The organism is Devosia sp. (genome assembly GCF_028290625.1).
Taxonomy (GTDB): Bacteria; Pseudomonadota; Alphaproteobacteria; order Rhizobiales; family Devosiaceae; genus Devosia.
The window spans coordinates 130107-153194 of the sequence record NZ_JAQGJM010000024.1; the positions used below are offsets into that span (position 1 = coordinate 130107).

Annotated in this window: 24 protein-coding genes; 13 read left to right on the top strand and 11 right to left on the bottom strand. The window is 63.0% G+C overall.

The features are described 5' to 3' along the window. Positions 1-157 precede the first annotated feature (157 nt). Genes JWR51_RS13685 through JWR51_RS13695 form a run of 3 tightly spaced genes read right to left on the bottom strand, consistent with a single transcriptional unit; the run spans position 158 to position 3166 of the window. Complete coding sequence (locus JWR51_RS13685) at positions 158-799, bottom strand: ThuA domain-containing protein (RefSeq protein WP_299748269.1); 642 nt, start codon at positions 797-799, stop codon at positions 158-160. A 21-nt stretch (positions 800-820) separates the two neighbouring features. Further along, positions 821-1921 (bottom strand): Gfo/Idh/MocA family oxidoreductase, encoded by a 1101-nt coding sequence (locus tag JWR51_RS13690; protein WP_299748270.1) that lies wholly within the window; start codon positions 1919-1921, stop codon positions 821-823. A 3-nt stretch (positions 1922-1924) separates the two neighbouring features. Further along, the gene (locus JWR51_RS13695) at positions 1925-3166 is read right to left on the bottom strand and encodes an ROK family transcriptional regulator (RefSeq protein ID WP_299748272.1); all 1242 of its coding nucleotides are present in this window, start codon (positions 3164-3166) and stop codon (positions 1925-1927) included. Between the two features lie 271 nt (positions 3167-3437). On the opposite strand from JWR51_RS13695, the gene JWR51_RS13700 reads away from it, so the two are divergent. The 3 genes from JWR51_RS13700 to JWR51_RS13710 all read left to right on the top strand — a co-directional run bounded on the left by JWR51_RS13700 (position 3438) and on the right by JWR51_RS13710 (position 6578). Next, entirely contained in the window at positions 3438-4694 is a 1257-nt protein-coding gene (locus JWR51_RS13700) for an extracellular solute-binding protein (RefSeq protein WP_299748372.1), read from the top strand. Between the two features lie 152 nt (positions 4695-4846). Further along, complete coding sequence (locus JWR51_RS13705; RefSeq protein ID WP_299748374.1) at positions 4847-5707, top strand: sugar ABC transporter permease; 861 nt, start codon at positions 4847-4849, stop codon at positions 5705-5707. Next, positions 5700-6578, top strand: coding sequence for a carbohydrate ABC transporter permease (locus JWR51_RS13710; protein ID WP_299748274.1), 879 nt, complete (start codon positions 5700-5702; stop codon positions 6576-6578). Before JWR51_RS13705 ends, JWR51_RS13710 begins: the two co-directional genes overlap by 8 nt. A gap of 303 nt (positions 6579-6881) precedes the next feature. On the opposite strand, the gene ugpC is transcribed toward JWR51_RS13710, so the two are convergent. From ugpC to JWR51_RS13730, 4 genes are all read right to left on the bottom strand, one after another. After that, positions 6882-7949 (bottom strand): sn-glycerol-3-phosphate ABC transporter ATP-binding protein UgpC, encoded by a 1068-nt coding sequence (gene ugpC / locus JWR51_RS13715; protein ID WP_299748275.1) that lies wholly within the window; start codon positions 7947-7949, stop codon positions 6882-6884. A 107-nt stretch (positions 7950-8056) separates the two neighbouring features. Further along, positions 8057-8824, bottom strand: coding sequence for a pyrroline-5-carboxylate reductase (locus tag JWR51_RS13720; protein ID WP_299748277.1), 768 nt, complete (start codon positions 8822-8824; stop codon positions 8057-8059). A gap of 141 nt (positions 8825-8965) precedes the next feature. Further along, positions 8966-10198, bottom strand: a complete 1233-nt coding sequence (locus tag JWR51_RS13725) for a hypothetical protein (RefSeq protein WP_299748280.1) — start codon at positions 10196-10198, stop codon at positions 8966-8968. Then, complete coding sequence (locus JWR51_RS13730) at positions 10189-10776, bottom strand: SH3 domain-containing protein (protein ID WP_299748282.1); 588 nt, start codon at positions 10774-10776, stop codon at positions 10189-10191. Before JWR51_RS13730 ends, JWR51_RS13725 begins: the two co-directional genes overlap by 10 nt. A gap of 147 nt (positions 10777-10923) precedes the next feature. Between JWR51_RS13730 and JWR51_RS13735 the strand changes: the two genes are divergently transcribed. From JWR51_RS13735 to JWR51_RS13760, 6 genes are all read left to right on the top strand, one after another. Continuing rightward, positions 10924-11364 (top strand): hypothetical protein, encoded by a 441-nt coding sequence (locus JWR51_RS13735; protein WP_299748284.1) that lies wholly within the window; start codon positions 10924-10926, stop codon positions 11362-11364. Between the two features lie 238 nt (positions 11365-11602). Further along, entirely contained in the window at positions 11603-13117 is a 1515-nt protein-coding gene (locus tag JWR51_RS13740) for a DUF4173 domain-containing protein (RefSeq protein WP_299748286.1), read from the top strand. Positions 13118-13153: 36 nt separating this feature from the next. After that, complete coding sequence (locus JWR51_RS13745; RefSeq protein ID WP_299748288.1) at positions 13154-13840, top strand: response regulator; 687 nt, start codon at positions 13154-13156, stop codon at positions 13838-13840. Then, on the top strand, positions 13837-14832 hold the full coding sequence (locus tag JWR51_RS13750; RefSeq protein WP_299748291.1) for a HAMP domain-containing sensor histidine kinase: 996 nt from the start codon (positions 13837-13839) through the stop codon (positions 14830-14832). Before JWR51_RS13745 ends, JWR51_RS13750 begins: the two co-directional genes overlap by 4 nt. 287 nt (positions 14833-15119) lie before the next feature. Beyond that, entirely contained in the window at positions 15120-15725 is a 606-nt protein-coding gene (locus JWR51_RS13755) for a TRAP transporter small permease subunit (RefSeq protein ID WP_299748294.1), read from the top strand. Continuing rightward, positions 15722-17164, top strand: coding sequence for a TRAP transporter large permease subunit (locus tag JWR51_RS13760; RefSeq protein ID WP_299748297.1), 1443 nt, complete (start codon positions 15722-15724; stop codon positions 17162-17164). The genes JWR51_RS13755 and JWR51_RS13760 overlap by 4 nt, the downstream gene beginning before the upstream one ends. 187 nt (positions 17165-17351) lie before the next feature. On the opposite strand, the gene JWR51_RS13765 is transcribed toward JWR51_RS13760, so the two are convergent. The 3 genes from JWR51_RS13765 to JWR51_RS13775 all read right to left on the bottom strand — a co-directional run bounded on the left by JWR51_RS13765 (position 17352) and on the right by JWR51_RS13775 (position 19641). Next, positions 17352-18458, bottom strand: coding sequence for a TRAP transporter substrate-binding protein (locus JWR51_RS13765; RefSeq protein WP_299748299.1), 1107 nt, complete (start codon positions 18456-18458; stop codon positions 17352-17354). Between the two features lie 117 nt (positions 18459-18575). After that, the gene (locus JWR51_RS13770) at positions 18576-19040 is read right to left on the bottom strand and encodes a group III truncated hemoglobin (protein WP_299748302.1); all 465 of its coding nucleotides are present in this window, start codon (positions 19038-19040) and stop codon (positions 18576-18578) included. Continuing rightward, positions 19033-19641, bottom strand: coding sequence for a metalloregulator ArsR/SmtB family transcription factor (locus JWR51_RS13775; protein WP_299748305.1), 609 nt, complete (start codon positions 19639-19641; stop codon positions 19033-19035). The genes JWR51_RS13770 and JWR51_RS13775 overlap by 8 nt, the downstream gene beginning before the upstream one ends. A 159-nt stretch (positions 19642-19800) precedes the next feature. On the opposite strand from JWR51_RS13775, the gene JWR51_RS13780 reads away from it, so the two are divergent. The 4 genes from JWR51_RS13780 (at position 19801) to JWR51_RS13795 (ending at position 21880) form a co-directional block, all read left to right on the top strand. Next, complete coding sequence (locus JWR51_RS13780) at positions 19801-20406, top strand: superoxide dismutase (protein ID WP_299748308.1); 606 nt, start codon at positions 19801-19803, stop codon at positions 20404-20406. Positions 20407-20413: 7 nt separating this feature from the next. After that, positions 20414-20956, top strand: a complete 543-nt coding sequence (locus JWR51_RS13785; protein ID WP_299748311.1) for a flavin reductase family protein — start codon at positions 20414-20416, stop codon at positions 20954-20956. 71 nt (positions 20957-21027) lie between these two features. After that, positions 21028-21312, top strand: coding sequence for a hypothetical protein (locus tag JWR51_RS13790; protein ID WP_299748314.1), 285 nt, complete (start codon positions 21028-21030; stop codon positions 21310-21312). Positions 21313-21529: 217 nt separating this feature from the next. Beyond that, positions 21530-21880, top strand: a complete 351-nt coding sequence (locus JWR51_RS13795; protein WP_299748317.1) for a hypothetical protein — start codon at positions 21530-21532, stop codon at positions 21878-21880. 170 nt (positions 21881-22050) lie between these two features. On the opposite strand, the gene JWR51_RS13800 is transcribed toward JWR51_RS13795, so the two are convergent. Continuing rightward, entirely contained in the window at positions 22051-23079 is a 1029-nt protein-coding gene (locus JWR51_RS13800; protein WP_299748320.1) for a sulfate/molybdate ABC transporter ATP-binding protein, read from the bottom strand. Positions 23080-23088: the final 9 nt, after the last annotated feature.

Here is a 23088-nt window from a genome sequence, read left to right on the forward strand (position 1 = left end):
TGCCGCCGAGAGCAAAGACCCCTCATCCGCCCTTCGGGCACCTTCTCCCACAAGGGGAGAAGGGGACAGAGCCGAGAACTGTCAGTCGTCACCCTCGCCCCTTGTGGGAGAGGGACAGCTTGGGACGCGTTCAGCGGAGCAAGCAGGGTGAGGGGTTCTACCGTGCCGCCCAGTTCATGCCGCGACGCAGGATGGTGTTCATCTGCGGCACCTTGAACTCGCTGGCGACGTGGCCGAGCGAGGAATAGAACACCCGGCCCTCGCCATGCTTGCGCTTCCACACCACCGGCATGGTGACACCGTTGATCCAATAGGCGTGATCGCCATTGAACGTCGTGGTCGCCAGCACCTCGTTGGAGGGGTCGACATGCATGTAATATTGCTCGGAACGGTAGGCGAAGCTGTCGACGCCGGCCATCACAGGGTCATCCGAGCGGGTGATATCGACGCGGTAGTCAATGATGTTGCCGGGGTGAGCCACCCACTGGCCGCCGACCATGAACTGGTAATCGACCGCATCGCGGAAGGCGTCGCCCATGCCGCCGTGATAGCCGGCAAGGCCCACGCCACCCTGGACCGCGGCGACGAGGTTGGAGACCTCTTCCTTCTCGATCTTACTCATGGTGAAGATCGGCACGATCAGGCTCAGGTCCTTGATCGAGGGATCGGCAAAAGCCTCGGTGGTGTTTTCCACATAGACCTTGAAGCCGTCTTCTTCGAGCATGGTCTTGATGATGGCGGCGCATTGTTCGGGCTCATGCCCGCTCCAGCCACCCCAGACGATCAGTGCTTCGCGCATAGTAGTTCCTCCGAATATGCTTTAGCCCAGCCGGCCGTCGACCAGCGATTCCGATAGCGGCGCCGGTCGGGTGACCGGCGTGGTGATGTCAATGACCCGGCCCGATTGCGACGAGGTCTCGAACGCTTCCATGACTTCGAGCACGTGCAAAGCCAGATCGCCACTGGCACGATGCGGGCGATTGGAGACGATGGCGTGGGCCATGTCGGCCAGGCCGATGGAGCGGTAATTGCCCTCGCCCGCATAGGGCATGTCAGTTTCTATATCGGCCCATTCGCCGCCCTTTTTTAGCAGCTGGATCTGGCCGCCGAAATGGTTGGGATCGGGCACGATCAGGGTGCCTTCGGTGCCGTAGATTTCCAGCGGCACGTGCTTGTGGGCGGCGACGTCGAAGCTCATCGTCACCTGGACAACGGCGCCGTTCTGGAACACCAGCGTGCCCGAGACATGGGTGGGAACGTGGACGGGGATAACCTCGCCATTGCGTTCCTTGGACGTGATGGTGCGGGTCGGACGCACCATGGTGCCGAAGCCCGATACCTTGGCGACGGGGCCAAACAGGTTGACCAGATCGGTGATGTAATAGGGACCCATGTCGAGCATCGGACCGCCGCCGGCTTCGTAGTAGAAGGCGGGATTGGGGTGCCAGCGCTCATGGCCGGGGCACATGAAATAGGCGGTGCCGCCGACCGGCTGACCCAGCGTGCCCTCGTCGACAATGCGGCGCGAGGTCTGGTGCGCGCCACCGAGGAAAGTGTCGGGTGCCGAGCCGACGCGCAGGCCCTTGGCCTTGGCGGCGGCAAGCAGCTTCTGGCCCTCGGAGAACACCACGCCGAGCGGCTTTTCCGAATAGACGTGCTTACCGGCAGCGATGGCGCGCAGACCAACATCGACATGCGCATTGGGGATGGTCAGGTTGAGGATGATATCGATCGACGGGTCGGTGAAGATATCGTCGAGGGCGACGGCCTTGAGGGCGAATTCATCGGCGCGGGCCTTGGCGGCGGCCGGGTTCATGTCCGCGACGGCGCGGATATCGAGAATGGGGAAATCCTTGCTCGCCTTGAGATAGGCAGCCGAAATATTGCCCAGGCCGATAATGCCGATACCAACTTTGTCCATGATTTATCTCCCCGCTTCGGTGTCTGAAAATTCGGTTGTATTGCTGCGGCGCGCCGGGCCGGTGGTGCCCCAGGGCGAGCCATAAAGTTCGCCGAGCGCCACGGCGGCGGCGCCGCGGGCCCATAGCTCATCGCTGACCTCGTCGATGACGATCTGGGCGACGTTCTTGAGCGGATCTGGAATGGCCTTGGCGAAGGCGAGGCGCAGGGAATCCAGCAGGTAATCGCCCAGAGCCAGGGTCGAGCCGACGAGGATGACGCGCGGTGGCGCGAACAGGGCGACGAGGTTGGCGATGGCGATGCCCAAAGCCGAGCCAGCGCGGGCGGCGGCGATGCGCAATTCGTTGTCGCCCTCTTCGATCAGCCCACGGACGCGGCCCATGCCCTGCCCCAGGCGGATGGCGTCACGGACGCGCGAGTCGCCATGGTCGCCGTCGAGGATGGCGCGCTCGCTGGCCAGTTCGGAGAGTTTGATGGCATGTTCGGGGTCCGAGCCCATGATCATGTCGCCCAGAGTGAGGCTGAGTTCGCGGGCGCCGCGGAACAATTGGCCGCCATGCAACACGCCGAGGCCCAGGCTTTCCTCGATGGCCACCAGCACGAAATCGTCGCAGTCGCGGCCGCGGCCGAACCAGTGCTCGGCCATGGTGATGGCGTTGGCGTCGCTTTCGACGATGGTGTCGATATCCAGCCGTTTGACGATGGCTTCCTTGAGCGACACATTGGCATCGCGGAACACGGCACTGGAGCGGACACGGCCGGTGCCGTGCTCGATGATGCCGGGCAGCGACAGGGCTACGGTCTTGATTTCGTTGAGCGCCAGGCCCGCATCCATGACGCAGCGGCGCACGCCGTCCTCGACCAGATCGGCAATGACCTCAACCGGCAGGCGATCGACGCGCACCGGCAGGGTGAGGCTGGCGAGCACGTCCCCCTGGAAATTGGTGACGCAGAACACCAGCCGGTTGGACGCGATCTTGGCGCCGACGACGCGGGCGGCTTCGGGATTGAGCGTCAGCATGACGCGGGGCCGGCCGCGGGCGCCGCCGCTGCGCAGATCGCCTTCGTGGCGGGTGGAAATCAGTCCGTCATCGAGCAGCGAGGCGGTGATGGCGGAGACCGTGGTGGCGGAGAGCACGGTGCGCTCGCCGATCTCGACACGCGAAATCGCCCCGAACCGCCGAATGGTGTCGAGAACGTGGAAGCGGTTGATCGCCCGCATCAATTCGGGGTCGGCGGTCTTCATCGGGCGGCAATAACTCGGTTCGTCCCCTCGCGGCCGCAATTACAACGCGACGCGAATTAAGTGCGGTGGTTGTAGCCGCGGGTTCGGTAGGCGCGCAAGAGCAAAACGCCCGATATCCGGCAATTTCCTGCTCGGTCGCGGACACGTTTCCAGCGAGGCCTTGACAGATCGATAAACCCGCGCACTATTTAATGCGCATCAAGGACAAATATGTCCATGCGGGAGGATTACCATGAAATTGCATTTTGGCCGCGCCACGCGGCGTTCGTTTATGGTCGCGCTGGGTGCGATCGCCCTGACCGCCGGTGTAACCGCGGCCTACGCGGAAAGCACCATCAAATGGATGCATCTGGAAGCCAATCCGGATCGGCTCAAGACCTGGCAGGACATCGCGGCTGCTTATGAGGCCAGCCATCCAGACGTCAAGATCGAGTTCCAGTTCCTCGAAAACGAGGCCTTCAAGGCCAAGCTGCCGACCCTGCTGCAGTCCAATGACGCGCCCTCGATTTTCTACACCTGGGGCGGCGGCGTGCTGAAGGCACAAACGGAAACCGGCAAGATCCGCGACATTACCGCGGCGATGGATGCCGATGGTGGCGCGTGGCGCAACACGATCTCGCCTGCTGCCGTCGATGGCCTGAGCGTCGATGGCAAAGTTTATGCCGCGCCAACCCAGTCCGGCCTGGTTTCGTTCTTCTACAACAAGGCGCTGTTCGAGAAAGCCGGCGTAGACGCGACGACGATCAAGACCTGGGCCGATTTCCTGGCCGCCGTGACCAAGATCAAAGCCGCCGGCATCACCCCGATCGCCGGTGGCGGTGGCGACAAGTGGCCGCTCCATTTCTACTGGAGCTATCTGGCGATGCGCGAAGCCGGCAAGGCCGGGTTCGACGCTGCCAAGGGCGGCGAAGGCTTCCAGGGCGAGGCTTTCGTCAAGGCCAGCCAGGATCTCGCCGATCTGGGCAAGCTGGAACCCTTCCAGGACGGCTATCTCGGTGCCAACTGGAACGACACACAGGCCGTTTTCGGCGATGGTCGCGCGGCCATTCTCCTGGCCTTTGAAAACACTGCAACGCCGCAGAACCAGGCCAACGTGGCCACCGACGGCAAGGGCCAGCCGCCGGAAAACCTGGGCCGCTTTGCCTTCCCGCTGGTTGATGGCGGCGCCGGTGTCATCACCGACGACTTCGGCGGCCTCAATGGCTGGGTGGTGACCACCAATGCGCCGCCGGAAACTGAGGATTTCCTCAAGTTCCTGACCAGTGAGGCTAATGAAGCCACGATGGCCGAGAAGAATAACATCCTGCCGACGACGCTGGGCGCCGACAGCGGCGTCAAGGACCCGTCAATGGCCGATAGCGCTGGGCAGATGGCCAAGGCCACCTGGCACCAGAACTATCTGGACCAGGACCTGGGCCCCAATGTCGGTCGCGTCGTGAACGACATGTCTGTGGGCATCGTCTCTGGCGAAGTGACGCCGGAAGACGCCCTGCAGCAGATCCAGGATGCGTTCTCGCTCGAACAATAATTCCTCCTGCCGCCGCGTCGTCTTAGGATGGCGCGGCGGGTTTTCGTTTTATGCAGGAGCGACCGGCTACAATGAGCCAGATCACTACCGCGAGTGGCGTGTCAGCGCGCCCAACCAGTTTCCTGGGATTGACCACCCGCCGTCGCGCGCAGATGCGCGGCAAATGGCCGGTGCTGGTGCTGTTCCTGCCGCCGGCGCTGCTGCTGTTCACCGTCTTTGTCATCCTGCCGATGGGCGAGGCGGCCTGGTATTCCTTCTTCAACTGGAATGGCTACGGCCTCCCCGAACAATGGATCGGCTGGAAGAATTACGAGCTGGTGTTCAAGCAAAGTGCGTTCCGCAACGCGCTGGTCAACAACGGCCTGATCATCCTGATTTCGATCTGCATCCAGGTGCCGCTCGCGATGTGGCTGGCCACCATGGTCACCAAGAGCATCAAGGGCGCGACGTTTTTCCGCCTGATTTTCTTCCTGCCCTATGTGCTGGCCGATGTCGCGGCTGGCCTGATCTGGCGCTTCGTCTATGATGGCGAATTCGGGCTGGTGGCAAATATCGCGCGCACTTTCGGGCAGACGCCGCCATTCTGGCTGGCCGACAAGCAGGTAGCGTTCTATGCCGTACTGGCGGTCATCGTCTGGAAGTATTTCGGCTTCCACATGATGCTGTTCATCGCCGGGCTGCAGTCGCTCGACAAGAGCGTGCTGGAAGCCGCCGATATCGATGGCGCAACGGGGTGGCAGAAATTCTATCGCGTCACCCTCCCCCTGCTCGGCTCGACGGTGCGGCTGTCGATCTTCTTTGCCGTGGTTGGCTCGCTGCAATTGTTCGACATGATCATGCCGCTCACTGGCGGCGGTCCGTCCAATTCCACCCAGACGCTGGTGACCTTCCTGTTCTCGTTCGGCGTGATGCGCATGCAGGTCGGCTTCGGCTCGGCTGTGGGCGTGATCCTGTTCATCATCTGCGTCACCCTGGCGTTCAGCTACAAGCGGGTTTTCATGAAAAATGACTGAGCTGACCGCACCCCCGATTGACGCCGCGACGGCCGCTACTGGCGGTCGGCGGCTGAATGTGAAGACGCAGACTTACCTCTACGCCTGCCTGATAATCGTCGCGGCGATCGTCGTGGTGCCGCTGCTCACCACTGCCTTTGGCGGCTTCCGCACCATTGGCGATCTGCGCGGCAATGCGTTCGGGATTCCCAGGGAGTGGATCTGGTCGAACTATGGGGACATCCTGTTCAGCCAGCGCTATTGGCTGCAGATGGGCAATTCGCTGCTGATCGCGGTGCTAACAGTGTTTTTGACGCTGCTGTTCGCCTCGATGGCGGCCTTTACCTTCGCGCATGTGAAGTTTTTCGGTTCGGACTTTTTGCTGAATTACTTCCTGGTCGGGCTGATGTTTCCCGCCGCAACGGCCATCCTGCCGCTGTTCATCCGCATCCGCGATCTGGGGCTGCTCGATACCTATTGGGGCGTGGTGCTGCCGCAGGTAGCGTTCGGCCTGGGCATGAGCATTCTCTTGTTTCGCAACTATTTCCGCAATCTGCCCAATGAGTTGTTCGACGCGGCGTTTGTGGATGGCGCGGGCTATTTCCGGTTTTTCTGGCACATTTCGTTGCCGCTGAGCCGGCCAATCATCGCCACGGTGGGTATCATCTCGTTCGTGGGGAGCTGGAACAGCTATATCCTGCCGTTGATCATGCTGAACTCGGAGAGCAAGTATCCCTGGCCGCTCGGGATCATGGTCTACAAGGGCGAATTCGCGACGGACTGGCAGCTGATCCTGGCGTTTATTACGCTGACGATCTTGCCGACCGTGATCGTGTTTTTTGCCGCGCAGAAGCACATCATAGCGGGGCTGACGGCTGGGGCGGTGAAGTAGGGTGGGGCACGCACTCGTGGTTCGAGGCTCGCGAAGTGCTCGCACCTCACCATGAGGGCTACTGGGAAATCGCAAGTCCAAGAGTAGCCCTCATGGTGAGGTGCGCCGCTTGGCGCCTCGAACCACGAGGATGTGGCACATTGTTCCCCACTCACCGTTCTTCCCGCGGGCTTGACCCGCGGGCCGCTCTCAACACGGCGTGGGCGGTGAGAGGCCCGCGGATCAAGTCCGCGGGAAGGAAGAAAGTAGAAGGTGGCGCAAGAGCAGCGCCTAGCCGCTCATCTCCACCCGCCCGCTGCTCCTCTAAGCGCTGACCCGCGCCCCGCTTTCGGCATCGAACACATGCACCTGGTCGCGGCCGGCGCGGACGCTCAGGCGGCTGCCGGCCACGACGTCGACAGCGCCGCTGACCACAACCGTGATCGCGCGTTCCCCGATCTTCAAATTCACGAAGGTCTGCCCGCCTGTGGGCTCGACATAATCGACATCGCCATCCAGCACGGTGCCGGGGCCGTCGAGCAGCAAATGCTCTGGCCGTAGGCCTATGATGACCGCCTGCCCCGCTGTCACCGCCCCACCGGGCACGAAATCGAACACTACGCCTTCGGGCGTCCTGGCCTGCCCCGGCCCGACGATAACTGCATCGAGGAAGTTCATCGATGGCGAACCGATGAAACCCGCGACAAAGACATTGGCTGGGTGGCGGTACAGCTCCATCGGCGTGCCCGACTGCTGGATTACGCCCTTGTCGAGCACCACCACGCGGTCGGCCAGGGTCATGGCCTCGACCTGGTCGTGGGTGACGTAAATCGAGGTCACGCCGACCTTCTTGTGCAGGGCCTTAATCTCGCCGCGCATCTGCACGCGCAGCTTGGCATCGAGGTTGGACAGCGGCTCGTCGAAAAGGAACACGGACGGATCGCGCACGATGGCGCGGCCCATAGCGACGCGCTGGCGCTGGCCGCCGGAGAGCTGGCTGGGCTTGCGCTCGAGCAGCGGTTCCAGTTCCAGCATGCGGGCGGCGTTGGCGACACGCTTGGCGATTTCGGCCTTGGGCTTGCCCGAAAGCTCGAGGTTGAAGCTCATATTGCGCGACACGGTCATGTGCGGATAGAGCGCGTAGCTCTGGAACACCATGGCGATATTGCGCTCGCGCGGGGTCATGTCGTTGACGACCTGATCGCCGATGGCGATCTCGCCGCCCGTGATATCCTCAAGCCCGGCGATCATGCGCAAAATGGTGGACTTACCGCAGCCGGAGGGGCCGACCAGGGCGACGAACTCGCCCTCATCGACATGCAGGTCGATGCCCTTGATGACCGAAACGGTGCCGTAGCCCTTTTCGATATTGCGCAAATCCAAAGATGCCATTGGTCCGTCTCCACCCTGCTGGTCATTGCCAGTCTATTGGGGGACGATATTATTTGGATTGCGCAGAAAATCAACGGCGCTGTCGCTTGCCTGCCAGCATTTTCGCGTTAGCGGCCCTTAACGCGGGTGAAAAGCGCATCAAGGCCCTCGCTATAGCTCTGCTGCGCGCCGGTCTTGTCCAGATGCTGGCGCAATTGTTCGTTGAGGCCGCCCGGCGTGGCATAGTTGTGCACCAGTTGGGCATAGCTGACGTTGGGATGATCGGCGGCGGCGGCCGCGAGCCCGATGCCAAGCTGGGCCAGATAGGCCCGCGACTGCTCGGCCGGAATGCCCTTTTCCACCAGCCAGCTGTCGATATTGGCCATGGTGGCGAAGTAGGCGCTCATGGTGGCGCTGGCGACGGTCAGGACATCGATGTCGTCCTCGCTGGCCAGGGTGATGGCGCGGCCGAGGCGATCGAACAGCGCCGCGATTTCGGGATCGGTTGGGTAGAGCAAGGTGCCGCCCAGCCCGACCGCGACGAAAGGCAGCGGCACGGCGCGGCGCAGACGTCCGGCCGGCTCCACCAATTCGGACAGGCGGCGCATCGAGACGGTGGCGACGAGGCTGATGACGCGGTGGCGGGGCTCGAAGCGCAAGTCCCCCATCACCTCGGCGACCACCTGCGGCGTCACGGCGATGAAGACGGTGTCGCAGCGGTCGAGCACATCCTGGTTGGAGGCGGCAACCTGGACGTCTGGAAGACCGGCAGCCAGCTCGGTGGCAAGCACCGCATTGCGCGGCGACAGCACTATGGGCCGATCATCGCCGTCGCGCCGCAGCCCCCGCACGATTGCGGCCGTGATCGTACCCGTCCCAACAAAACCCAGCGTCATCGGCAAATTCCTACAAAAATACAGGGACTTAATGCATGCTGAAAATCGGCTGGCATGTGACCGCCGAAGCGCGTCGTATCAATTTCGCAACCGTGGTTGTGTTCTCCTCAATGCGCAATGCCGGACGGGTCAGCGCGTTCCTCAGGATTTCAGCGATGGGAAATAATCGACGGCGGTGTCGGTCAGCAGGTCCTTGATATCGGCCAAAGGCGCGGCGACGATGGCGCCCATGCAGGCGGCCTGGTCGATGCCTCCGATCAGGAATACGGCGGTGTCGTCCGGCGCAAAGCTGATGTCGAGATGCTTGGCGATGTTCTCGTTGATCTCGCATTCCGCCGCATAATCGGCGTCATAGTCGGGCGTCTTGGGATAGGCAGCGATGACCCAATCGATCAGCGCCTGAGCCGGATCGTCGGTAGTGGCATCCCAGTCCTTGAAAATCGCGCCGAGATCCAGCGCGCCACCGGCACGGACATCATAGGTGTAATAATCGATGTGATTGTGGGGGGAGGCGCCGCCGCAATAGAGGCTGCCGCTCTGGCTGATGCTCATCACGGTGTCGCTGACATAATCGACCGAAATGCCTTCCTGGTCGACATCGCCCAGCGGGCTATAGCCATCGCCGACGCGCCGCTCATCCCAGCCACCGCTCAGATAGTCCTGGCCCAGGCACTCGAGCCCGATGAAACTGGTGGCCCAGCGCTGCTGGTCGAGCATGAGGTTGACCGGGGCGATGTCGCCACCAGCCGGCAGCGCGACGACGCGGGGAAAGGTGAACTTGGTGCGCGGATCGACCACGTCGTGATAGGTCGCGCCGTTCATGGTCTGGAGCGGCCCCTCGGTCAGCGGCACCTGCATCTTGGCGTAGTCGTAGGGCGTGGTCTCAAGCGCGATCGGGGCGCCGGTATAGTCGTTCCAGAGGAAGTTATCGTAGGCGAAGGTGTCCTGGCGATCGTAAGTGCGCTGGCCGATGCGGGTCAGCATCACCTCGACCACCGCGGCGGACGGCGGATCGGCGCGCCAGAGGCCGGTCAGGGTCGAGCGGTCGGGCGCGTAGTGGAGAATCCAGTGAGCGCCCAACGGCGCGGTGCTGTAGTCGCCGTCTTCGGGCACTACGCAAATCTCAGGCGTACAACGCTTTTCCTCGGCGAGTTCAAAGCCGTCCTTGCCTTGAATGATGAAGTGCAGCGGCACGTCAGCGCCGTCGGATAGCTGAGTATAACGACCGAGCACCGGGCCATCTTCGGGTTCGGTGAGTTCGAGGATGATCTTCTGGTCACCGCGCGTACCCGTATAGGTCACGGCCGCAGCGAAGGCCGGAGCAGCGGCAAGGCCGATCAACAGGGCGGCGAGGGCGACGGACCTCATGGACATGTAGTGGCCTGGCTGCCGCAGAGATCGTTGACCCAGCCGCGCTTGGTCTGGCCGGCGGGATTGGTAATCGTCACGTCGAGAAAGCCGCCGTCGCAGGCATGGACTGTCTGCACGCGGACCTCATCCAGGTTCCATGGATTGACCTGATCGTCGAGGCTATGCATGTCGAGGACGGTTTTGGCATCCGGTGATGGGCCGTCACGCAGCAGCGGGTCTTCGATGACGAAGTCCACTAGCTTGGCGGACACCCAGCCGGGGCCCTTGAAGACCTTGTGTGGGGGGATGTCGCCAAAGTCGCCTATGCTCGCATCGCCGATCTGGAACCAGCCACTATCAAATTTGGTGACGTCAAATTCCGGCGACCAGTCATAGTCCGACGCGTCGTGGACCGCCTTGAGCACGCCGATAACTTCGTGACTGGTGCCGGGGCCGCTGCGCACATTGGTGCCGGCGGGATCCGAGCCATCCGAATAGGCGTGAAAATCGCAGATATTGCTGGCGGCGAGAGTGGGCAGGCTGGTGGCGAGAACCAGCGTGGCGGCGAGCAGCGCGGTGACGTGGGCAGGACGCTTGGGCATGAATGCTCTATTCGAAAAACTGTTGCGGCGGGACTGCTTTGTCATCGCCCGCTGCGGGTGAACCCAGACTGAATGAACTGCGGGTCGGAGGTTCAACCTGGGGCCATTATAGGCGCCCCAACACATCATCAGCCAAGGACCGTCACCATGCGTCTGCCCACTATCGCTTTGAGCGCCCTCGTACTGTTGGCCGGTATCGCGCCCGCGGCAGCCACTGGGACGCTATCCTGCAGCGTGCAAGATCAGCATGTGGCCTTCGACATCATGGGCGTGGTGCCGCATGGTTCGGGCGATCCAGTGCTGCAATTGCGCACCGAGCTGCGGGCCGGCCTCGACGGGCCGGCGTCAGATCAGCCAGTTGTGGTGTTCACCGATGCGATGCTGACGCAATATTGGTACGACGAAAATTTGCTAAACCTGCGCTTCTATACCGAAGACAATAGCGGCGCCTTTTCGTCGTCCGAATTGCTCATCACCACACACGCCGACGCAGAGCAAGACGGCTTCTTCCCCGGCCATTATCACGTCAGCCTTTATCGCGACGGTCCTGTCGAGATCGACGGCGACGTGACCTGCTCGGCGGACTGACGAACTCCTCAATACCTCCTCCTCGCCTGCACAAATTCTGCAATCGGGGAGCGCATCTTCTTTTTCATGCGCAACACCGACACGACCCAGCCCGATCGTTCCGCCCAGATGCCTTACCGTCTTCGTCATGACGGCTGGTGGCTGGTCGGCGACCTCCAGATCCCATGCACAGGACAAGGGCCGGATCGTGTGGGTTGCGCTCTTTCATTGATCGATTGCCGTCCCGAGGAGGACCTGAATGACCGAAACGACAATCAGCGTATCGGCGCCGCCCAGTTCGCGGCTGCGCCACGCCGGTAGGGCAATCGCCGCGACCCTGGCGCTGATCACCGTCGCCGACCTGCTGTTGTTTCGGCACGAGCCGGGGCTGTCGCTCGCCATCCTGGTTGCCGCCATCGCCACTGGCATCGTAGTGACGGCGACACGGAAAATCACCTTCAAATCGCTCGTCGCGGCCATCGTTCTGACCATGATTGCCGCGCTGCCCTTGGTCGAGGCGCCGAGCATTCCCGGCGCCCTCTGTGCAATGGTGGCCCTGTCCATCCTGTCGCTGACGCTGTCGGGACGCTTGCCGGCCCGATTTACCACCCTGCCCGGAAAGCTGTTCGGCTTTGCGCTCCTCGCCCCGTTTCGCTGGCTCGAGGACGGGGTGCAATTGCTGGCCAGCCAGAGCGGCACCGGCATCGGCCGCAGCATTATCCGCCAGGTCGTGATCTGGCTGGTGCCGGTCGGCTGCGCGCTGGTGTTCGTCTGGCTGTTCAGTTCGGCCAATCCACTGATCGAGACGGTGCTGGCCAAGCTCGATCCGTCGTTTCTCGCCCAGTTCGGCAATCCGGCTCGCATCATGCTCTGGATGATCGTGGCTATCGTGGTTTGGCCGCTGCTGATCCCGCGGCTGTTCCAGAAGCGCCGCTTCAAGGCCGACGCAGCGATCAGCACGCTGCCCGACGGACTGCTGTTCGGCTCGGCCGCGATCCTGCGTTCGCTGATCGTGTTCAATGCCATTTTCGCGGTGCAGACGGCGCTGGACCTGATCTATCTGTGGGGCGGCGTTGCCCTGCCCGAGGGCATGACCTTTGCCGACTATGCCCATCGCGGCGCCTATCCGCTGATCGCCACCGCCCTGCTGGCTGGAGCCTTCGTGCTGGCGGCCATGCGGCGCGGCGGTGCGGGCGAGAGGAACAAGGTCATTCGCTGGCTGGTCTACGCCTGGATCGCGCAAAACATCATGCTGTGCGTGTCCTCGCTGCTGCGGCTGGATCTCTATGTGGACGTCTATTCGCTGACCGAATTGCGCATTGCCGCCGGCATCTGGATGGCGCTGGTAGCCGTCGGCCTGGCGCTGATCCTGGCACGTATCGCGCTACGGCAGAACAATGCCTGGCTGGTGGCGGCCAATTGCGTGGCGCTGCTGGCGACGCTCTATGCCTGCGCGTTCGTGGATTTCTCAGCGGTGATCGCAGACTTCAATGTCAGTCATAGTGCCGAAATGGCTGGCGAGGGTGAGGCGCTCGATCTTGTCTATCTCAGCAGTCTGGGACCCACGGCGTTGCCGGCGCTCGACCGCTACATCACCGATCCCAAGATTGCCGCGAATGGCGACAGCGATAATTCATATGACATGCTGGCTTATTATCGCCGCGAACTACGCAAGCCCTTCGCCCTCCGTGAGCCCGATTGGCGCGCCTGGAGCTTCCGCAACTGGCGGCTGGAGCAATATCTGGAGCGTCCGGGCATTGCGGATTTGCCGTGAAGCGATAAGTCTGGCGACGCCAGCCGGTAGGAAGCCATGCCCCAGCGTATTCTTGTCGTCGATGACGAGCCTCACATCCGCGACGTGATCTGCTTTGCACTCGACAAGGCCGGGTTCGCCACCACCACGGCGCGCAACGGCGCCGAGGCCATGATGGCGGTGGGCCGCGGCGGCGTGGATTTCATGGTGCTGGATATCGGCATGCCGGAGATGGACGGACTGGACGTCTGCCGGCAGGTTCGCAAATCCAGCAACCTGCCGATCCTGTTCCTCTCTGCCCGCGACGAGGAAATCGACCGCATTCTTGGGCTGGAGATCGGCGGCGACGATTACGTCACCAAGCCGTTCAGCCCGCGCGAGCTGGTGGCGCGGGTCAAGGCCATCCTCAAGCGCAGCAACGGCAGCGCCGGGCCGGACAAGGTGCTGGCTCATGGCGATCTGCGGCTGGATCGTGCCCGCCACAGCGTTGCCGCCGGGGAGAAGGAGATTGCGCTGACCGGGCTGGAATTTTCCATCCTCGAAGTGTTGCTGGCGCGGCCGGAACTGGTATTCAGCCGCGAGCAATTGATGAGCGCCGCCTATGGGGCGGGCATCTATGTGGCCGATCGCACCATCGACAGCCATATCCGCAATATTCGCGCCAAGTTCTCCGACGCCGGGCGCGCGACAATCATCACCACCGTGCACGGCGTCGGCTTCAAGCTCAGCCCGGACGCAGCATGAGCGGTCCCCGCATCATTCCCAAATGGCGGCCCTCGCTGGGGCAGATCGTGTTTTCAGTGCTGCTGACGGTGCTGGCTTTGCCCGCCTCGGTGGTGATCTGGTTCCGCGCGCTGGACAATACGTCGAGCCGGATGGGGCCCATCGAATTGGGCGCGCTGCTGGTGGCGCTGGCGTTGACCATTGGCATCGCCTTCGTTTTGACGCGCACCATCACGCTGCCGATCGCGGCGCTGGTCGTGCGGGCGCGAGAAATCGGCACTGGGGGCCGTGCCGCGATCCAGCCGCTGGACAATTACGGCACCAGCGAAATCGCCACGCTGGCACAGGCGTTTTTCGATCTCGCAGCGCGGCTGGTTGACCGCTCGGATTATGTGCAGTCGTTTGCCGCGCATGTGTCGCATGAGCTGAAATCCCCGCTGACCGCCATTCGGGGCGCGGCCGAATTGCTGCGAGATGCCGAGATGACGGCCGAGGAACGCCGGCGCTTTCTCGACCACATCGTGGCGGATGCCGACCGGCTGGATGGCCTGCTGGTGCGATTGCGCGAGCTGGCGCGGGCCGAGCTGCCGATGAGCGGCGGGCACACCAGCCTGGGCGATATTGCCGCTGATCTGGCGGCACGGTTTCCAGAGCTGGCCGTGGATTTCGATGCCGAGATCAATCCCGCCATCGCTCTGTCGCCAGAGGTTGCGGCCATCGTGTTCGGGCATCTGGCGGATAATTCGGTACAGCATGGGGCGACCCGGCTGACGCTTTCGGCGGCGGCCAGTGCAGGGGCGGTCAGCATCATCGTGGCGGACAATGGTCCGGGCATTTCGCCGGGAAATCGGGCGCTGGTGTTCCAGCCGTTCTTTTCCACCCGCCGCGCCGAGGGCGGCACTGGCATGGGGCTGGACATCGCCCGCGCCATGCTGGAGGCCCATGGCGCCAGCATCGCGCTGGTCGACAGCGACGGCGGCGCAGCGTTCGAGATAGTGGTGCCGGTCACTTAGCATATTGCCACGCCCTCGTGGTTCGAGGGTCGCTACGCTCCCACCTCACCATGAGGACTACTGACTAATCGCAGCTACCCAGTAGCCCTCATGGTGAGGTGCGAGTTCTTACGAGCCTCGAACCACGAGGGCGTGGCGCGATGCTCAGGCAAGAACGGATTCCCGCTTTCGCGGGAATGATGCGGTGGTTGGGGATCGCGAGACGCCAGGCGTTTGCATTTCCGTCCAACCATGGCAGTCTCCCGGCAAGGGGCGCAGACCCCAGGGAGATCAGGGAGGAAAGTCGCGTGGCATTCGCCCTGCGCATTACCCGCATCATCGACGAAATCAGCCGCCTGGTCGGCCTGGTGGCGGTCTGGATGGTGCTGCTCTCGGCGGCCGTCAGCGCCGTCAATGCGTTGTTTCGCTATTCCACCGGGGGCATGCTGTGGTTCGAGCGGACCTATGGGGGCGGCGTGTTCGGCTGGTTGCTCAAGCTCTACAGCACCAATTCCAACACCCTGTCAGAGTCCGTCTGGTACATGTTTGCCGCCATGGTGATGCTCGGCGGCGCCTGGGCGCTGAAGATGAACGAGCATGTCCGCGTCGACCTGATCTATGGCGCCGTCAGCGAGAAGGCGCGCACATGGATCGACCTGCTGGGTGGGCTGTTCTTCCTGATGCCGCTCTGCGTGTTGATGATCTATTTTACGTGGCCGTGGTTCGTTCAGTCCTATGTCAGCCATGAGGGGTCGCTGAACGCTGGCGGGCTGATCCGCTGGCCGGCCAAGCTGATGATTCCGCTGGGCTTTGCGGTGCTGGGCCTGCAGGGCGTCGCCGAAATCATCAAGTGCATCCTGGCGCTGACCACCGACTATGTGCGCGAATTCGCCTACGAGAAGCCGCTGCAATGATCGATTTCATCCGCGCCAATATGGCGCCGCTCATGTTCGGCGGCCTGGTGCTGTTCATGGTCATCGGCTATCCGGCGGCCTTCGCGCTGGCCGCCGTCGGGCTGTTTTTCGGGCTGGGGGCGATCGAATTGGGGCTGATTGCGCCCAATTTCCTAGGCAACCTGACCTATCAATTGTTCGGCGTGCTCTCCAATGAGCTGCTGCTGGCCATTCCGTTCTTCACCTTCATGGGGGTGATCCTGGAAAAATCCGGACTGGCCGAAGACCTGCTCGAAGGCTTTGGGCAGTTGTTTGGCGGGGTGCGCGGCGGGCTCAGCTATGCGGTGATCCTCGTGGGCGCGGTGCTGGGTGCCATTACCGGCACGGTGGCGGCCTCGGTGATCGCCATGGGGCTGATTTCGCTGCCGATTATGGCGCGCTATGGCTATAATGTGCGCCACGCTACCGGCGTCATCGCCGCCTCGGGCACGATTACCCAATTGATCCCGCCTTCGCTGGTGCTGATCGTGCTGGCGGCGCAATTGCAGGTGTCGCCGGGCGATATGTATATCGGGGCGACGGGCGCCTCGATCGTGCAGGTGTTGCTGTTTGCGGGCTGGGTGCTGCTGCTGTCGATCGTCCGGCCGCAGGATGTGCCGGCCTTGCCGCCCGAAGCGCGCACGCTGCGCGGCTGGGCGCTGGCGGCGAAGGTGGCGCGCGGCATCATCCCGTCGCTGGCGCTGATCTTCATTGTGCTGGGCACCATTTTCCTGGGGCTCGCGACGCCAACCGAGGCCGGCGCCATGGGCGTGGTCGGCTCGATGCTGCTGGCCTGGATGAACGGCAAGATGAGCCGGGCGCTGGTGTGGTCGGGCATGCAATCGACCATGCGGCTGACCGCCATGGTGGTGTTCATCCTGCTCGGCTCGCGGGTGTTCTCGCTGGTGTTCCAGGGCGTTGGCGGCGGCCACTGGATCGAGGCCATGCTGGCCAATCTGCCGGGCGGCGTGATCGGCTTTCTCGTGGTGGTCAACCTGTTCGTGTTCGTTTTGGCGTTCTTCCTCGATTTCTTCGAGATCGCCTTCATCGTCATTCCGCTGGTGGCGCCGGTGGCGCAGGCGCTGGGGATCAACCTCGTGTGGTTCGGGGTGATGATCTGCGCCAATATGCAAACCAGCTTCATGCACCCGCCCTTCGGCTTCGCGCTATTTTATCTGCGCAGCGTCGCGCCGCGCGAGACAGTCAAGACGCGGGACATCTATTTGGGCGCCATTCCGTGGCTGGTGCTGCAGCTGATCCTGGTGGGGATTTTGATTGTCTGGCCGGGGCTGGTGACGACGTTTCTCAACGACGGGCCGGCGGTGGATCTGGACACCATCCACATCACCTTGCCGCAGCAGGGCGAGGGCACCACGCCGCCGCCCAAGTTCGACATGAGCGCGCCGCCGAGTTTTAACTGAGGCACTCATTCCCTCCCCATTCGCCGCCCTTCCCGCGGACTTGATCCGCGGGCCTTCATCAGCATGGCGCAAGGTGGGAGTGGCCCGCGGGTCAAGCCCGCGGGAAGGACGGTGGGGAGGAGCCATCCTGCCAAAGGAAAAGCCCGGTGCTTCCACACCGGGCCTCATTCACTCCGCGTCCTAACCCCTAAAGCGTCCCTGCCCGCTGCTGGGTCATCATGAACTGGTCGTAGTTGTATTCGGCGATCTGTTCCCAGAGGTAGTGGTCCTTGCGGAACGCGGTGATCGAGTCCCAGACTTTCTTGAAGCCCGGATTGCTGGCCGACATTTCGGCATAGACTTCGTTGGCGGCCTTGAAGCTGGCTTCCATGATGTCCTGGCTGAAAGGACGCAGCTGGGCGCCGGCGCCGACCAGTTTCTTGATCGCGGTTGGGTTGACGAAGTCGTATTTGGCCAGCATGTCGGCGCTGACGGCCTGCGAGGCGGTCTTGAACAGGGATTGGTAAGCGGGCGTCAGCTCGTCCCATTTGGCCTTGTTGATCATGGCGTGGACCGTCGGGCCGCCTTCCCACCAGCCGGGGTAGTAGTAGTAAGGCGCGACCTTCTGGAAGCCGAGCTTTTCGTCGTCATAGGGGCCAACCCATTCGGCGGCGTCGAGAGTGCCTTTTTCCAGCGCCTGGTAGATTTCGCCGCCGGGCAATTGCTGGGGAATGACGCCGAGCTTTTGCAGCACGGCGCCGGCAAAGCCGCCGACGCGGAATTTGAGGCCTTCGAGATCGGCCACGGTGTTGATTTCTTTGCGGAACCAACCGCCCATCTGGGCCGCGGTATTGCCGCACGGGAAGGCGACGATGCCTTGTTGGGCGAAGAACTCGTTGGAGAGCTCTAGGCCGCCGCCATAATAGTACCAGGCGCTCATGCCGCGGGCATTGAGCGAGAACGGCACCGAGGCGAACAGCGCCCAAGTGGGGTCCTTGCCCCAGAAATAATAGGAGACGCTATGAGCCATCTCCACCGTGCCGGCCGCTACGGCGTCGGCTACCTCAAGGGGCGGCACCAGCTCGCCGGCACCAAATACGTCGATGGTGAAATTGCCGTCAGTGGCCTCGGAGAGGTATTTCGACAGCGTCTCGGCGCCGCCATAAATGGTATCGAGGCTCGGCGGAAACGACGAGGCCAGGCGCCACGAGACCTTGGGCTGGCTCTGCGCAATGGCAGGTGCGGCCAGTGTGGTGGCAGCCACGGCGCCGGCAGTGACGACACCGGCCTTGGTGAAAAACGAGCGACGATCCAAAACAAAACCTCCCTGTTTGCCGGGCGTGTTCGCCTCGGCGCAATGGGGGAAGAATACACGGCGGTGTGAGCCTGTCCAGCAAGGGCGGGCCGCGCAGCGACGTCGATTTGGATCGACTTATTCGCGCGGCAGCGGGCCCATACGGGTGATATCGGCGCCGCGGCGCGCTGCGATATTGAGTCGGAAACCCTGGCCAACCCGTTCGGAACGCTCAATAAAAAGTTCAGCGATATCGGGCGGGCAGAGCTCGATCGCGGTCTGGCGGAACAGCGAGAGCCAACGCGAAAAATGCGCGTCGGAGAGTTCGGGGATGGCCATATGCTTGGGCATCGGGCGGCCGCCATAGGTGCCGGTGCCAAGCAGCATGGAGGACCAGAAACTGGCGATCTTGGTGAGGTGTTCGGGCCAATCGGCCTCGGCGATGACGCGGTTGAACACCGGGCCGATCACGTCGTCCGCACGCGCCTTGGCGTAGAAGCTTTCGACCACGGCGCGGACCATCGCCTCGTCGAGCCCCTCGGGAGTCTCCCAGCCGGAGCGGGTCAGTCGCGTGCCGACCGGTGGGCGGGCGGGCTCAGTCATGGGTGTCATCCTCGCCCTGCGTGATGGTGTAAGCGCAGCGGCGGGCGCCGGAGAGCATGTGTTCGGTACGGCGCACGTCGGCGCCAAGCACTGTCTGGAACACTTCCAGTTCCGCACGGCAAAAGCCCTGACAGACGGCGGCGGCGGCGCAGATGGGGCAGTGGTTTTCCATGAGCACCAGACTGCCGTCCGGCTCCTCGCGCCATTCGGCCATGTAGCCTTCGGCCGAGCGGATATCGGCCAGGGCCGCCACCTTGTCGCGCAGGCTGATGCGGTCTTCCATCGCCGCGCCGTAACTGGCCAGCGTCTGGGTTTCACGGGCGGCAACGATGGTGTCGAGAGCGCCCTCCCCCAGCGTCGCGCGGACGATGTCGAGCATCTGCACGGTGAGGGCCGCATGGGTATCGGGAAAGCGCGTCGCGGCCTCTGGCGTCAGCCGCCAGATTTGGAGCGGCCGGCCAACGGGGCCTGGCTGGTCACTGGCCGCAACCAGGCCGTCCTTGGCGAGTTTGACCAACTGCTGTCGCGCCGCTTCGCCGGTGGTGCCCAGCAAGTCGCCGAGCCGCGCCGAAGACAGCGACCCATGCATTTTCAAGGCCATGAGAATACGCTCCGCCGGATCGCGTGGCGACCAGGCGGTGTTTTGCATTCCCTGACTTGACTTAGGCGTGGTGATGGTTTTCAAAGCCATGGCTTGGAATTATACGTCCCGGCGACGAATTGCAAGATTCGCCGCGCAACGAAAAAAGAGGAGCCGACCATGGCCTTCACCCTTCCGAACCTGACCTACGCGCATTCCGCCCTTGCCGACAAAGGCATGAGCCAGGAAACCCTTGAGCTGCACCACGACAAGCACCACCAGGCTTATGTGACCGCGCTCAACGGCTTCGTGGAAAAGAACGCCGACCTGCAGGGCAAGTCCCTCGAAGAAATCATCGCCTTCGCCAATGGCAAGGCCGACCTGGCACCGGTGTTCAACAATGCCGGCCAGCATTGGAACCACATCCATTTCTGGAACGCACTGAGCCCCACCGGTGGCAAGCTGGGCGGTTCGCTGGAAGCCAAGATCGTCGCCGATTTCGGCAGCGTCGATGCGTTCAAGGACGCCTTCAAGACCGCCGCGACCACGCAGTTCGGTTCGGGCTGGGCCTGGCTCGTGCTCGCCTCGGACGGCAAGCTCAAGACCGCCAAGACCCCGAACGGCTCCAATCCCCTCGCCACCGGCGAAGGCAAGCCGCTGCTCGGCCTCGACGTGTGGGAACACAGCTACTACGTCGATTTCCGCAATCGCCGCCCCGACTACGTGACCAACTTCCTCGACAAGCTGGCCAACTACGAATTCGCCGAAGCCAACCTCAAGGCCTAAATATCCCGTGTTGCCCGATGATGGTTTCGCGCTGACCGAAATGCGCCTGCGCGAACCGGCTCATCCGCCGGTTCGCCTCGCCGAGTTCCGCGAGACCATGGGGTCGATGGCCGCGACCGTCAGCGTCGTGACCACGACCCACGCGCGCGAAACCATTGGCAGGACGGTTACCGCCGCCCTGTCGCTGGGCGCAAATCCGCCCTCCGTCCTCGTTTCCATCGACATCACCGCGCGCCTGGCCGATCTCATCCTGATGTCGCGCGGCTTCTCCATGGCCATGCTGGCCCAGGGGCAGGAGCTGATCGGCGATGCCTTTGCGGGCAAGCTGGGCGACGATCGCTTCACCTATGGCGAATGGGGCAATTGGCCATCGGGCAATCCGATGCTAATGGGCGCCGTCGCCGCGCTGGATTGCGAACTGATCGGCACCATCGAGACCGGCACGCATGTGCTGTTCGCCGGCGCCATCGTGCATAGCGAGATTTCGCCCCAGCTCGAGCCGCTAATCTGGCATCGCCACCGCTATCGGACATTGACGGATCAGGTTTGAGGCGAGCACACTGCTCGGGCTGCAACCATTGTTCGCGTTGCGACTTTTCCCTTCCTCCCAGGAAGCTCACCGTGCCGAAATACTATTTCCACTACCGCACTGATGACGGTGTCGTCCGTGACGACAAGGGCGACGACCTCGAAGACCTCGACGCCGCCGAGCGCCACGCCGCTGAACTTGGCCAGGCCATCATTGGCCGTGCGCTCGGCGAGGGCGACGACCCCAAGGCGCCAAGGTCCATTGAGATCACCGACGCGACCGGCGAGGAACTGCTCTACGTCGTGTTCTGGGCAAGCCCCGAGCCAGTGGAGAAGGGCAAGCCGGGGACGGTGGTGGAGCCGGTGACGCTGCACTGATTGCCGATTGAGTCACAATCTCACCCCACCCCCGCCCTTCCCGCGGGCTTGACCCGCGGGCCATTCTCAACACGGGATGAGCGGCGAGAGGCCCGCGGATCAAGTCCGCGGGAAGGATCGTGGGTGGGGCGTGTTTGTGCGATTATCCTGCTCCGGGAACCCCACCAGCGCTAGACAGCACCACCGCCATTTGCTTACGTCCGCGCGGAGGATTTGCATGGAAGTCTCGATCATCATCGCCGGCGTCGTGGCTATCCTGGCCATCGTACTGGCCATCGTGCTGTTCATCTCGCTGAATGCCCGGCGGCGGCTCAAGCTGATGGCCAAGTATAACGACCAGCAAGCCGTCGACATGATCATGTCCAAGCGCATCTGGGAGGGCATGACCGAGGCGCAACTGATCGAGGCCTGGGGCAGGCCCGCGGAGATCGATGAGCGCGTGCTCAAGACCAAGACCGCGCATGTGTATAAGTACAACCGGTCCGGCAAAGCCAGCTTCCGCGACAAGGTGAAGCTGGATGATGGCGTGGTGATCGGGTGGGATCAGAAGGGACGGCGGGAGAGCTGAGGTTTGGCGTAGGGAGCTAATGCAACCCACCCACTGCCTTCCCGCGGACTTGATCCGCGGGGCACTGGCCGCATGTGCCGTGTTGAGAGAGGCCCGCGGATCAAGTCCGCGGGAAGGACGGTGGGTGGATGAGATCGCGTAGGTAGCTGTCGATTTCTAGCGGCCAGCCCCTAAAATAACCGCCACCGCTTCGGCCTGAACGCCAACCGTGTCTTTTCCCCAGCCGGATGATCGAATGGCAAATCGATCTCGACCTTGTGGCCTTCGCCGCCGATTTCGAGTTCCACCCGGCGCGTGCCGCCGACGCGGCGTGATGAGGTGACGACACCGGCAAGCGATGCATCGTGCTCGACCAGTTCCACATCGTGGGGGCGGAAGAACAGGCGGGCCTCGCCGGTCTTGCTATCGGGGGCCGGAACGCCGATCGCGCGGCCGCCGGACCACAGTTCGCCGTTTTCCACCGTCACCGGCAGTTCGCTGGATTCACCAATAAAGCCGAACACGAAGGGCGAGGTGGGCTGGTCATAGACCGTGTCGGGCGAGCCGACCTGCTCGATCTTGCCCTGGCTCATGACGCAGAGCCGGTCGGCCAGTTCGAGCGCCTCTTCCTGGTCATGGGTGACGAACACCGTGGTGTGACCCGTGCGGTCGTGCATTTCGCGCAGCCATTTGCGCAGTTCGCGGCGCACCTGGGCGTCGAGGGCGCCGAAGGGTTCGTCGAGCAGCAGCACGCCCGGCTCGATCGCCAGGGCCCGTGCCAAGGCCACACGCTGCCGCTGGCCGCCCGAGAGTTGGTTGGGATAGCGCTTCTCCAGCCCTGAAAGTTGCACCAGGTCGAGCAGCTCCAGCGCGCGGCGGCGGATTTCGCCGGCCGGCGGCCGCGTGGCGCGGGGGCGCACGCTCAGACCGAAGGATACGTTTTCCAGGATGGTCATGTGCCGGAACAGCGCATAATGCTGGAACACGAAGCCGATATTGCGCTCCTGCACGGTCTTTTCGGAGGCGTCGATATCGCCGAAGAACACCTTGCCGGCGGTGGGCATTTCGAGGCCGGCAATGAGCCGCAGCAGCGTGGTCTTGCCGGAGCCGGATGGCCCCAGCAGCGCGATCAGTTCGCCCGAATTGATATCGAGCGAGACGTCGTGCAGCGCGGGAAAACGGTCGAATTCCTTGCGCACATTGGCAATGCGAACTTGCATATGAAAGAC